Annotated in this window: 13 protein-coding genes; 8 read left to right on the forward strand and 5 right to left on the reverse strand. The window is 43.6% G+C overall.

The window, feature by feature from the left end; genetic code table 11:
- Positions 1-27: 27 nt before the first annotated feature.
- A complete protein-coding gene (locus tag ACOOFG_RS10785) occupies positions 28-210 on the forward strand; it encodes a hypothetical protein (protein WP_420421479.1) in 183 nt (60 codons plus the stop codon).
- Positions 211-270: 60 nt separating this feature from the next.
- A complete protein-coding gene (locus tag ACOOFG_RS10790) occupies positions 271-1425 on the forward strand; it encodes an NAD-dependent succinate-semialdehyde dehydrogenase (protein ID WP_420421480.1) in 1155 nt (384 codons plus the stop codon).
- Between the two features lie 107 nt (positions 1426-1532).
- On the opposite strand, the gene ACOOFG_RS10795 is transcribed toward ACOOFG_RS10790, so the two are convergent.
- Entirely contained in the window at positions 1533-2042 is a 510-nt protein-coding gene (locus ACOOFG_RS10795; protein ID WP_420421481.1) for a hypothetical protein, read from the reverse strand.
- A 46-nt stretch (positions 2043-2088) separates the two neighbouring features.
- Positions 2089-3039 (reverse strand): hypothetical protein, encoded by a 951-nt coding sequence (locus ACOOFG_RS10800; protein WP_420421482.1) that lies wholly within the window; start codon positions 3037-3039, stop codon positions 2089-2091.
- A 332-nt stretch (positions 3040-3371) separates the two neighbouring features.
- Between ACOOFG_RS10800 and ACOOFG_RS10805 the strand changes: the two genes are divergently transcribed.
- Positions 3372-4256, forward strand: coding sequence for a CPBP family intramembrane glutamic endopeptidase (locus tag ACOOFG_RS10805; RefSeq protein ID WP_420421483.1), 885 nt, complete (start codon positions 3372-3374; stop codon positions 4254-4256).
- Here ACOOFG_RS10805 and ACOOFG_RS10810 read toward each other — a convergent pair whose 3' ends face one another.
- Positions 4257-4769, reverse strand: a complete 513-nt coding sequence (locus ACOOFG_RS10810; RefSeq protein WP_420421484.1) for a hypothetical protein — start codon at positions 4767-4769, stop codon at positions 4257-4259. It abuts the gene before it with no gap.
- Between the two features lie 100 nt (positions 4770-4869).
- Between ACOOFG_RS10810 and ACOOFG_RS10815 the strand changes: the two genes are divergently transcribed.
- From ACOOFG_RS10815 to ACOOFG_RS10835, 5 genes are all read left to right on the forward strand, one after another.
- Positions 4870-5145, forward strand: a complete 276-nt coding sequence (locus ACOOFG_RS10815) for a hypothetical protein (protein WP_420421485.1) — start codon at positions 4870-4872, stop codon at positions 5143-5145.
- Entirely contained in the window at positions 5091-5381 is a 291-nt protein-coding gene (locus tag ACOOFG_RS10820) for a UvrB/UvrC motif-containing protein (protein WP_420421486.1), read from the forward strand. The genes ACOOFG_RS10815 and ACOOFG_RS10820 overlap by 55 nt, the downstream gene beginning before the upstream one ends.
- Entirely contained in the window at positions 5374-6420 is a 1047-nt protein-coding gene (locus tag ACOOFG_RS10825; protein ID WP_420421487.1) for a hypothetical protein, read from the forward strand. The genes ACOOFG_RS10820 and ACOOFG_RS10825 overlap by 8 nt, the downstream gene beginning before the upstream one ends.
- Complete coding sequence (ispD, locus tag ACOOFG_RS10830) at positions 6420-7733, forward strand: 2-C-methyl-D-erythritol 4-phosphate cytidylyltransferase (RefSeq protein WP_420421488.1); 1314 nt, start codon at positions 6420-6422, stop codon at positions 7731-7733. Before ACOOFG_RS10825 ends, ispD begins: the two co-directional genes overlap by 1 nt.
- Positions 7734-8166: 433 nt before the next feature.
- The gene (locus tag ACOOFG_RS10835) at positions 8167-10818 is read left to right on the forward strand and encodes an autotransporter domain-containing protein (RefSeq protein WP_420421489.1); all 2652 of its coding nucleotides are present in this window, start codon (positions 8167-8169) and stop codon (positions 10816-10818) included.
- 276 nt (positions 10819-11094) lie between these two features.
- Here ACOOFG_RS10835 and ACOOFG_RS10840 read toward each other — a convergent pair whose 3' ends face one another.
- Both ACOOFG_RS10840 and ACOOFG_RS10845 read right to left on the reverse strand, forming a co-directional pair.
- Positions 11095-11619: a histidine phosphatase family protein gene (locus ACOOFG_RS10840; protein ID WP_420421490.1), complete on the reverse strand. Its 525-nt coding sequence runs from the start codon at positions 11617-11619 to the stop codon at positions 11095-11097.
- The gene (locus ACOOFG_RS10845; protein ID WP_420421491.1) at positions 11619-12896 is read right to left on the reverse strand and encodes a Fic family protein; all 1278 of its coding nucleotides are present in this window, start codon (positions 12894-12896) and stop codon (positions 11619-11621) included. The genes ACOOFG_RS10840 and ACOOFG_RS10845 overlap by 1 nt, the downstream gene beginning before the upstream one ends.
- Position 12897 lies beyond the last annotated feature (1 nt).

The raw sequence follows: 12897 nt of genomic DNA on the forward strand, positions 1-12897 counted from the left end.
CTACCTTGATTGAAAGGTAGGTGATTTATGAAAACTTATGGACCGTTAGTTGATGGGCAATGTGCAAAGCCTAGCACTGCTACCTCTCGCCTCTCTCTTGTCACACAAAAAGAAATTGGAAAGCTTCATCTTGCAGATGAAGCCGTTGTTAAAAAGGCGCTTGCTTCGTTACAAAGCCCATCCATAGAGCTGCTCAATCCTTATAAATGATCCGAGCTCCTTCAAAAGATCGCGACACTTCTCACAAAGCATCGAGACCCTCTTGCTGAAATGATCACCCATGAAATGGGAAAACCGCTCAGTCAAGCGCGCATAGAAGCTGACTACACAGCTAGTTACTTTGTTTGGTATGCCGAAGAGGCTAAACGCATTTACGGCATGGATATTCCTTCCCAATATCCGAACAAACGGATTCAACTCCGTTATGAGCCCATTGGTCCCTGCGCCATCATTTCGCCCTGGAATTTTCCTCTAGCTATGGCCGGAAGAAAAATGGCAGCTGCTTTTGCTGCAGGATGCCCAGTGATTGTAAAACCAAGTAGTGACACACCATTGTCCTTTATCCTTTTTGGGAACTTGTGTTTAGAAGCTGGCGTTCCTAAAGAAGCTCTCCAAATCCTCGTCGGAAATGGGAACATGATAGGAAACGCTCTCATGAACGCTTCATTGATTCGCAAACTCTCATTCACGGGAAGTTGCGAAGTGGGCAAGCATCTGTATCAAGGCAGCTCGGTGAGTTTGAAAAAACTCACCATGGAATTGGGGGGACACGCTCCACTTCTCGTTTTTAACGATGCGGATTTAGAAAAAGCCGTCGACGGAGCGATTGCATCGAAGTTTCGCCAAAGTGGACAAACGTGCGTCTGCACCAACCGCTTCTTTATCCAATCAAAAATCTACCCCAAATTTTTAAATCGGTTTGTAGAAAAAGTTCAAAAACTCAAAGTTGGAGATCCTTTCGAAGAAACAACTGATTTGAGTTTTGCTCTCCATCCTACTTCTGTTGAAAAAGCAAAACGGCATATTGAAGACGCTGTCAAACAAGGGGCTAAATCCCACCTAGGTGCACAAGAGCCGCATGAACCCGAAATTTTAACCGACGTCACAGATGAAATGCTCATCTTTAACGAAGAAACCTTTGGACCTGTTGCCGGAATCACCACCTTTGAAACGGTGCAAGAAGTGCTGAGACGCGCCAATCAAACACCGTACGGCCTCGCAGCCTATGTTTTCACTGAAGGGCTAAAGCAAGCAGAAGAAGTTTGCGCAGGACTGGAATTTGGAGTCATTGGCTTAAACGACGGGATCTTTTCATCAGCACAGCTTCCTTTTAGTGGCATTAAAGCTTCAGGTTTTGGTCGAGAAGGAGGACCGCACGGAATTTATGAATACCTTAAAGAAAAAGTGACTTCATCTCTTTTGTAAACTTGTGCGCAGCCTAAGTCTAATTAGATAACGTATGAATTGTTTTGTGTGGGACTATTCATTGAGTGTCGCCCAGTCAAAAGACTGGGCTGACAAGACTTTTGATATTATGACGCCTTAAAGACCTTAAGAATTGGCATTTGAGGGTCATCTGGATTTGCATAATATTGTCCCTCAACAGTCACTTCTCTACCAGAAGAGGCCTCGAGGACTTTTTTCGCTTTCAAAGTGATTTCGTCACTGTCTTCTATTTTAAAAGCGATATCATTTTCAGGTACCTCAAGCGTACTAGTGCCCCCAACAGATGAAAGCTTTCCAGTGGCATTCACTGTCATACCTACATACTTAAAGGAACTATCTCCTAGTTTTTTGATCGCTGCTTCAGGTTTAAAAGGAGATTGAGGTTGCATTGTAAATACAATCACTCCTCGCTCCAGATACATTTTGGCATCAGAAGCTCCCATTGCCCTTTTTACACGCCGCTCTGTGGGAGCAGAACAAAAAGGACAATAGAGGCCATCAATTTCCATAGTAACTTGGTTCACTGCAGCACAAGCCTTTTCAGGAAGCAGGAAGCCAAAAACAACTAAAAAGCAAAGAGCTAACAACTTATACATCTTCATAATCCTTAAACATTTCATTCTAATAATAACCTAAGCCCTCCTACCAATGAGCTGCAACTTGCACTAAATATGCACGCTGAGGTCTAACAGGAAATTGATCTCCAGTTTGGTAATAGACTGTTTGTTGGAACGACCCGGCAATCAATAAATCAAAGAGATTAAACACATTGGCCACTTCAAAAGAGATTGTAGGAGCAATACGTCCCCAGTTTGACCAGGTGTTAATAGAGTTGAAACCACCACTAGGACGAGACTTGTATTGTCCTAAAAATTCTAAGTTAAATGTGGCCCAAAATCTATTGGCTTGGTCTGCTTTCAAAAACCAAGGTAAGATGCGATGTCCTATTGCGGCATTGTAAATGAACAGATGCCCATGTCTGAAACCATGACCTCTAAAAAAGCCTTGATACTGAAGTTGAAGAGTTGCTTCGTTGTGCAGCCCTAAAATGGAAGTGATCCAAGAAACAAATCCAGACCAGTTTCCTGTTCCAGGTTGAAACTCTCGATCCACTCTCATGCCTCGATATTTTTGATTCCAACTTCCTGTGGGGAATTGAATACCAGGCTGCAGAAATGAAGAAGCAAACCATCCTTTTCCAGCAAAAGAAAAGAGGCGGCAGGCTACAGAAACAGCTAAATCTCCCCACCCGGAAGTTTTGACCTGTCCTCGACCTGTCAGCGGGGGAGGGTTGTTAAACCGTAATTCATTATGACTCCATGGAATAAAAGCAAAGAGTAAAAACTTGTCTGTAATCGAATAGACTCCACCAAGTGCAACAACATTTGCATTCCCGACAAAATTTCCAGGGTAAAAATTAGGGGCATCTCTGTTTCTCACAAAGTCAAGGTGAACGTATTGAGATATGACTGCGGTCTCACCTTTAATGACAGCTGGCGCAAAACCATTAGAGAGTGGCAGTGCATTTGCTTCCTGCACTCCTATTGCACCAAGTAAAAAAATGAAGATCGATAGAATTTTTAGCCGATACATAGTTCCTCATACAATACATTTATTGAGACATCATTTTTTAAATCTTTGTGTAAAAAAATTCAATTATTTTTTCTAGACATCTCTGAAGTTTTTTTCCAAGACAGCGACGACAGAAGAGGGGCAATGAAGAAATTTTCTTATGAGTCGTTTAAGAATTGACCAACTTGTGACGACACTATCTAAAATGCGTTTGCATTGACTTACATTACTGACTAAAGAGAATGAGAATGATGACCAGAGCCATGACAGACTTTTTCAAAAAAGAGAATTTTTAAGTGCCCTTTTTTTTTGTTTAAACGCTACACTAAAGTCTTTGAAAGACTGAGAATCACATGGATCTTTCTTATCTAACTTTCATCCACCATCCCATTGCATCCCTTGCTTTTTTTGCACTCATCATGGCGTTTCTCAGCTTATGGATTCATAAGCGCGCTTGGCTTTGGGGTTCGTTCTTAGTGATCTCTTTTGCTTTTGCTTTTTACGCAAAACTCATCGATTTCAAAATCTTCATCGCTCTCTTCTTCTTAGGTGGCGCGCACCTCATGCTATTAACTGAAATTAAAGGATGGGCACGTATTGCTGCCGCTGCGATCGCTTTCGTCTTTTCAATTGCCCTAATGGGTCATTTCTTTCCTGGATTTCACAATTGGAAGTTGATGGAAGGTGTTCAGGTCAGTCACAATGCCTATCCCTACACCCTTTACCTCAACTATGATAAGCCGTTTGTTGGGTTTTTCCCTCTGGCTTTTACGATTCCGCTCCTGTACAGTCGCTTTCACACCCGCAACATTGCCATCAAAGCTTTTACCCTCTCGATCCTGGGAGTTTTGGTCATGATGGTTCTCGCTCTCTATCTACACGTCGTCGATATTGACCTTAAGTTTCCCCACAGCTGGTTGATTTTCTTAATTGCCAACCTCTTCTTTGTCACGATTCCTGAAGAAGCTTTTTTTCGGGGCTTTCTCCAACGCGAGATTCACGACTACTTACACACCAAATGGTCTGGGGCTTTTAGCATCATTGTGGTTTCCCTTCTCTTTGCAGGACTCCACTATGCCTTCGTCAAAGATCTAAACTATATCTCACTCGCCTTCATTGCCAGCCTCATCTATGGAACGGTCTACCATCTCACCCGCTCCATCGAAAGTAGCATTTTCTGCCATTACCTCTTCAACATCATCCACTTCTTCTGCTTCACCTACCCCGCACTTAAGTGACTAATAGTTAGAGTAGCGGCCTCCAGAAGAGCGGTTGTTGTTTTGGTTTTGGTTTGGATACGAATACGACTGTTGCTGCTGCTGTTGGTAGTTAGAGTAGTTTTGCTGCTGTGGCTGTTGCTGCTGTTGCTGATGCGAATAGCGAGCTGTTTGCATCACCACTTCAACGGCCATATCAGGCGTGATCGATCCAGCTTTCCCCTGAATGTCTTGCGTTGGCGAACCTGCTAGGGCCATCGCCTGCTTACGCTGAGCAGCTGTAAACTGCTGACAAAAGACACTTTGGTGAATGGGGCTAAGCTGCTGCGAAAAAGCATAAGCTTCCGGATCTGTTGACTGCAGGCTGGCGCAAGGTGATTGCCCTTGCTGCTGTTGCATTTGCTGCTGTGATTGTTGCCCATATCTTGATGATTGGTAGGGATTATTATTCTGCCCTGATGAAGATGATCCGTACTGGGCATAGCTTAAAGATGTTCCTCCCATAAGAAACAAAAGCGCGAGCCACTTTTTCATTCTCGTCCTCCTAATGTTATCTAATTTTTTCCATATCATATGGTGGGTTGGAGAGAAAAGAGATTTTTATTATTTCCGAAAAGGCATATAAGCCAAAGGTATGGAAGAGCGTCCTTTAGAATGTAGTCAATGTAAAAAAAGAGCTTCTGTCGTCTACCAAGAAGTCGTCGGAACACAAGTCACCATGTACCACATGTGCACTGAGTGCCCTGTGCTGAAGCAAAAGCTTGAAGGGAAAAAAGCAGAAGAAAGCACCGAAACGCCTAAAAATGAAGAAGGCCTATGCTGCAACACGTGCCAAACTCACTTGAATCCTTGCTCATGGGGCAACCCCTTGGATGTAAAGACTGTTATGTCATTTTCCAAGAGGTTTTAACTGACCAACTCACCGCTATGAATCAAATCGCGCCTAACGTCAAGCCGTCGCAAAAAAGTAAAAATTCATCTTTTCATGTAGGCTCTACTCCACAAACGAATCAAAAAGAATTGAACTCGAGCCGCTTAAACTCTTTAAATGAAGCCTTAAGTGATGCTCTTAAGGGAGAAAACTACGAACAAGCCGCTTGGCTAAGAGACCAAATCAACTCTCTTATGGAAAATACCCATGAATGATCCTCAAGCTCTCTCTCATTTACTTGCAGAAAGCCCGTTATGGGGACAAAGTGAAAGCCCCATTTGGCTTTCGTCCCGGTTCACCTTGAAACGGAATTTGGCCTCCTTCCCTTTTTCTCCAAAGATCAACGAAACAGAGGAGCAGCAACTCCTTTCTCTTTTAGAGCCCACCCTGAGTAAAACATCTCTTCTGAAAGAGGGATTTCTCTTTCGCGAAACCGAGCTTTCAACGACACTCAAAGAAGGTCTAGCAGAACATTTTCTCTTAGAAGGAGACGCCAAATCGTATCTCATTGACCCATCGGGATTTTTTCTCGTTCGCGTTGAAGGAGATGAACATCTCACCCTCACATGTTTAGAACCTGCCTCAAGTTGGAAATCCAAGTGGGAAAATCTCTCTTCCTTTGAACGGGCAGTTGGAGAAACGTACGAGTTTGCATTCAGCCCAAAGTTTGGCTACCTCAGCTCCGATCCTACCTGTTGTGGAACGGCTTTGTCAGTTGAAGCCATCCTCCATATCCCCTGTTTGATCCATTTAGAAGAGCTCGATGAAGTTCTTGCAAAGACTCTCCCTGATGAGGTGACATCTCATGGATTGGGAGGAGGAGACGATTATATTGGAGATTTTATCACCCTCAAAAATCAGTTTACATTAGGGGTCAGTGAAGACCACATCCTCGACTCGGTGCATAAAGCGGGAGCCGAGCTGATGAAGCTTGAAGCCAGTCGCCGAGAAAAGCTTAAGCTCGAGAAAGACGCCTTCATGCGTGATAAGATCAGTCGAGCCTATGGCTTGCTCCTCCACTCTTTTCAAATTGAAACTAAGGAGGCCTTTGCAGCTTTAAGTTTGTTAAAACTCGGGATAGATCTAGAATGGGTGGCTGGGATGAGAGATCAAGAGATCAGCGCCATTTTCTTCCGATGCAGTCGGGCCCATTTAGCCCTCGACTCTCAAGAACCTCTCACTCCAGAGCAGCTCGCAGAGAAACGAGCAGACTATTTAAAACAGCAATGCAACAAACTAAAGTTGAAAATCTGATGAAAGCGCTATTATTGATGGGTGGGGAAGGAAAGCGATTTGGAGCTGAAACTCCCAAGCAATTTCTCAACCTCTCAGGGAAGAAGATTTACCTTCATACCTTAGAGACCTTTTTATCTTTTGAGGACTTCGAAGAAATCCTCCTTGTTTGCCATCCGGAGTGGATCTCCACAGTGCAAGAAGAAGTAAGCTCTCCGCGCGTGCGGATTGTTGAAGGTGGCTATACTCGGCAAGACTCGACCTACCGCGGCCTTCTTGCATGCGGCCTCAAAACCGACTTTGTGGTCATTCACGATGCAGTTCGTCCTTTCATCTCCAAGGAAATCATCCGGCAAAACCTGAAAGCGCTCAAGTCACATCCTGCTGTCGACACCTGCATTCCCTCTGCCGATACCATCGTTCATGCCGAAACCTTCGACACCATCACATCAATTCCCAAACGGTCCGAATACCTTCGAGGTCAAACTCCTCAAAGTTTTTCCTATCCCTTGCTGCTCGAAGCTCATGAAAAAGCTAAAAACCAAAACGCTTCTGACGACTGTAGCCTCGTGTTACAATTGGGCCACCCTGTCCACATCGTCCCCGGTTCTTCCGACAACATTAAGATCACAAGCGAACTTGATCTCTTTTTGGCCGAGCAGCTCATGCGTCTCAAACACAACACCTTTTCGGGAGCTGGCACTTCCTTAGAAGGAAAAACCTACGCAATCACCGGTGGAACCGGTGGGATTGGTTCATCTCTTGCCGAATTTTTGAAAAGCGAAGGAGCCAAAGCTCTCGTTTTATCCAAATCTTCACCCGATTACCCTGTTGATCTGACCGACTTTGAAGAAGTGACCAAGATCTTCAACGCTTTGCATGAAACGCATGGACCACTTGACGGGCTTATCAACTGTGTCGGTCACCTTGCTATCAAGCCTTTCAAAACCTTGACATCTGATGAAATCGACCATCTCATTCAAACCAACTTGCACTCCCTTCTCTATAGTTGCCGCTGCGCCAAACTCAAAGAGGGTGGTCACATCATCAACCTCTCTTCCTCAGCCTTTTCACGAGGACGCAAAGAGTATACGATTTATTCAGCGACTAAAGCAGCAATAGTGAACTTTACTCAAGGCTTTGCAGAAGAGCATCCCGAATTACGCATCAATGTTGTCGTCCCTCAACGCACTAACACCCCGATGCGCCGCAACAACTTTCCTGAGGAAGATCCTTCCACCCTTCTCTCTTCACAAGAAGTCGCAGAGGAAATTCTCAAAGTGCTGCGCAGTGACCACACAACCGGCACAATCCTAGAGATTCGTAAGCATTAACTCAGCCCAGCAACCTCCCCTGAGCTTTTTGGTCCTACAGGAACAGGTAAAACTCAATGGATCCACCAATTTTAGTTGTTGTTTTAAGACAAATCAACTATGTATGGATATTGTTAGTAACAAGAATTTTGAACCACTATTTTTATTAGAGTAAACAAATTGTCTTTGAAAATTAACTATTTCCCTTTTCTTATTTTAGCTATATGTACCACATGTTTTGGCACCAAACGAAACAGATTTACGCAATGCTATCACAAGTGCAAATGCTGTACCAGATACAATAAACTTGCAATTCTCAGGACAAACAATACCTCTTTCACCACTTTCTCCTAGTACTCTTCTGCCTCCATTCACAAATTCCTATACAATTAATGGAACGAATGGAGCAGTTAACAATGTGATCGATGGACAGCTAGCTAATAGAGGGTTGTATATGAATAATTCACCTTCAGGGCTAGTCGTGAATGATTTAAATTTTTCTCAATGCTCGGCAAAAGGAGGCGATACAAATAATTCTCAATTTGCTGGAAGTGGCGGAGGTGCGCTTGGCGCTGGAGGTGGAATATTTGTACGAGAGGGGCAGAGCCTGACTTTAAGCAATTGCCATTTTGACTCCTGTAGGGCAGTAGGAGGAACTTCGGGACTCGCGATAGATACTGGACTCGCTAATCCTCCAGGGACTGGAGGAGGAGGATTGAATTTTGATGGTGGCCCAACACCTCCAATATTTAACTCTTCTGGCCCTGGAGGAGGAGGAGTCTTAACAGCAGGCAGCAGACCCACTGGAGGAGCTGGACTTGATGCCACTGGCACAGTGATAACTGTAGGAGGAGATGGAGGGGCTGCTGGTAGTGGAGTAGGATTTCCTGGCGGTGATGGAGATTATGGAGGAGGAGGCGGTGGTGGAGATCAAGCTGGAAACGCCCCAGAAGGAGGGGCAGGAGGGGCAGGAGGCTTTGGTGGTGGTGGTGCAGGAAATCACTCTGCTATTGGCGGAAATGGCGGTTATGCTGGAGGTAAAGGAGGAGATACTCCGTCTACTTTTGCTGCAGGGCGCGGAGGTGGTGGTGGAGCACTAGGTGGAGCCATCTTTATTGATCAAGACGCAACTTTAACTATCGAGAAGAGCGTTTCATTTACAGGAAGCTCTCTGATTCCTGGCGTTGGAGATGCACCAGGTGAGGGCTTTGGAAGAGACATTTTCATTCGTACTACAGGTAATTTGGTTATATCAAATCTTACCACTAACTCTTCTGTTCCCAATCCCATTGAAAGTAACATCGGAGTCGGAGGAGGGGATGTGACAAATGGTGGACTTCACTTATCAGGAGGAAATACTGCTCGATTTACCCTTAATGGGGATAATACCTACACAGGAACAACTCAAATAGATAGTGGAGCCCTCTATGTTGATGGCTCAGTTATTACACCGGTCATAATCGATGGAGGTGGTTTTGGGGGAACAAATACGGTCGTTAAAATCAATCCGAGTATGGCTTTGTCAGGAAACCTAACAGTAAGCTCTGGTATTCTGCATCCTGGAGGAGATGATCTTTATGGCTTATTAACCGTCGAAAGGAATTTAACCATTGATGCTGGAAGTAATATTATCGATGTTGAAGTAGATTCGGTGGGGAATACAGACTTTATTCAAGTGGACGGAACCACTACAATCAATGGAGGGGCTCTACAAATAGAAGCCATTGTTGGATCTTTTATTGAGGGACAAGTCATCCCTATTTTGGACTCAACGGGAGGAGTCACAGGCACCTTTAGTAATCTTGATCAACCGCTAAGGCCAAATGGCACGAATCTTTTTGAAGTACAGTACCTACCGAACCGTATACAGCTGTTAGTTCTAAACAATTCCGTTTTTCAAGAAAAAGACCAAACAGGTCTTACAGGTAATCCAGAAAAAGTGTGTGATTATCTACTTTCCTTTCTCCCTGTTGAGCCTGATTCTGATTTAGGGTTTGTGATTCGCTCTATTGGACTTCTTACAGGAAAGCAACTTCGTGATGCCCTTAATCTATTACATCCTGGAATTTTTGGGGGATTGGAGTGGATCAATTTAACGAACAACTCTGAAATAACCAATATTTTTAGGCAAAGAGCCTTATCAAGAAGTAGATCTTCAAGTGATACATCTCTGACAAGTTATTTAACAGCTTCTACAGATGACCGTCCCTTTTATCCAAATGTACCTATTAGAAGAGGCTGTGCCAGAGATTTAAAGACTCCTCATTCCGTATGGGTTCAACCTTTTGGATCGTGGAATTCCCAAAGTAGAAAAGGTCAATTGCGTGGGTTTAATTATGACACAGCAGGTCTAATGGCAGGATATGATTATACATTTAGTCATTTTGATGTTGGAGGAGGAATAGGGTATACTTATACAAACGTCCGCTGGAGAGGATCTGCAGGAAAAGGACACATTAATCAGATCTATGGAGGAGTTTATGGAAGTTACTTTATGGATTACTTTTCTGTAGATCTTTCAACCACTTTGGGAGGGAATTTTTACAATATTCATCGTAACATCTTTTATAATCCTGTAGGCCATCCTAACGCACAACTCGATAGGGTCGCAAAGAGCAGCTTTAATGGATTGCAGTGGACCAATCATTTGGGACTTATTGGAGATTTTAGCCCACTTTCTATTCCTATCCAAATTTTTGCGAATTTTGACCACTTTTATTTGAATGTCGAATCATTTAAAGAAACAGGGGCAAAAAGCCTTAATTTAGTTGTTAATACCAAGGTCTCTAATGCAATTCGTTCTCAATTAGGCCTCAGTTCAAGCTACACTTTTCAGATGAAAAATAGCTGCTGGACTCCTTATCTCAGTATCAGCTGGGTCAACAAAACAATCTTAAGTAGTAGTGAGTATGAAGGAGCGTTTCGAGGGCAAACTGGAACAGTATCTGTCAATACAACAAGTAAAGGTGCAAATCAAATAGCCCCTGGCTTAGGTCTTGAAGTTGCCAATAAACACGGGCTTTCATTTTTACTAAATACTCGCGGAGAACTTAGTGGTAAAATGAAAAACTACTTTTTAGATGCAAGATTTACTTATACTTTTTAACCTGACTTTCGGGTTTATTTTGCTTCAGGGAAGGGGCTAAATGGCCCTTTTCAAAGGAACGAAGACACGAACCTCATCTCCCACTTTAATTGGCTTCGGTTTCACCTTAAACCATTTCGGAAAAATAAATTACAGAATTAGCGCAGAGGTTTTCGAAGGAAAAATCAGTTTGGAGATTGATGCTAACCACTTGTTGGTTAGCGAAATCGAAAACTCAATTTTAACCGAAAAAAGTCCAGCTATATTCACTAAGTTATTTTTCCGAAATGGTATTACCTATTCTTTTAAAATTTCTGCGGACCAACCGTTTTGCCCGACTGGAGTAAAATGGACAAGGGTGCAGTTTTTAATCACATAGTCGTGATCTTGAATCCCTAAAAGATGACAGAGCGCCCAATGCACTCCCCCATGCGACACGACAAGTGTGGACTTGCCAAAAGAAAGAACTTGGCTGAGACCATATTCGACTTGTTTAAAAAATGCCTGAACAGGCTCCGATTCGAGGTGCTCTCCTCGACGATTCATTTTTAACCAAACGAAAGGCTCACACTCTATGAACTCCTGTACTTGGATACGATGCAAATCCAGGTCAGCAGCGACAATCTTCATGGTTTGTTTCGCTCGCATCAGGGGACTATAGCAAACCATTTCAAGCGACAAGCTATCGATCACCTTTTTGACCTGTTTCGCTTGCTGAATTCCGTTCTCGTTAAGGGGGATATCCGTCTCAGCTCCAGCTGGGATCCCCTTTGCATTATGATCGGTCTGACCATGTCTAAGAAAATAAAAACCCTTTCTCATCAGAACTTCACTAGCGCTTTCTTCATTGGATCTTCGCTATTGAATCGCTCAGCAAGTTTTTGAACTTTGTTTTGGGCCATAACAAGGTGGTCCTTGAACTCTTTATTGCGCACAGCTGCATTGTACTTTTTGTCATCGAAAATCAGAAAAGGTAAATGCCCTTTGCGCGCTAACTCTCCATTCATTAAAGCGCGGGACACATGACCGTTCCAATCTTCCCATGGGTGAATTCCAATCAATGTGTCATGAATCCAGGAGGCAAATTCAATCGTAGGAATCTGCGCTTGCAATTTAGCCACATAATCCCGGCAAAACTGTTTCATTTTTTGCGAGACCTCATTAGGTAACGGGAAATCAATATCAAAGGCCAAGCTAAAAATCCTTTTTTCTTCTTTTGTCAAACTTTTCAGCGCATGTTCTCGATTGTGTGATTCAAAAAGCTTTCGATAAACGCGACGAAACTCATACACACTTTGGGGCTCTTTTTGGCGCACGACTTGAACCACCTCTTCAAGTTCAATGCCCACATTATCTCCTTGGAGTGCCACAATTCCGTCTCGGTACTCTCCTCCCTTCACCTGAGAGTCTTTCGCAAAAATGCGGTGAAGGGAAATGAGATGTGCTTCGAGTTCTTCAGCAGTAAAATCATCCTTACTTAAGAGGTTTTGCTCGATAAACTCAAGAGCTATGTGGTGATTTTTAACGCATTTGGGATCAAGTCCTAAAGTAAAAGCCCTTGTATCAAGGGTGAGTACAAGGCCTCTTTTTGATCCGCTATTGAAAATTCCTGTCACAACTTGTGATTTTTGGTCTGTTGGCATCTGTGTAATTTGTTGCAAAAGAGAAAAAGTCGCGAGTTGCCTTGAGGAAATATCCTCAAATTCCTCTGTGATCACTTCTGCCGTCGATACAATCTGATTTCCACGTTGCAGATCAACATAAGCTAATGCTGCTGCATCGAAAATGATTTGATTGTGATACCAATTAGGAAAGGTTGGAATAGCAGGGGCAAAGTGCCGCTGCGCTAAAGCCGGGACCGCTGGACAATCATCCCCAATGCAAGGCTCAACAGTGCGATCTGCGAAACATTGATCGCCCAAGCATTGATCATTTGCCTGCTGCATAAGCGCTGCCATTGCAATCCCCACAACGGGAACGAGAACCACGCTTGCAACCAACACGCAAACGCCAATCCTTTTCCACGGCAAATCATACATCTTGTTCATACAAGATGTGTAATACGATTCTTCTTGTTTTTCTCTAACTCTTTTTGCCATT

The organism is Simkania sp., assembly GCF_965215465.1.
Taxonomy (GTDB): Bacteria; Chlamydiota; Chlamydiia; order Chlamydiales; family Simkaniaceae; genus Simkania.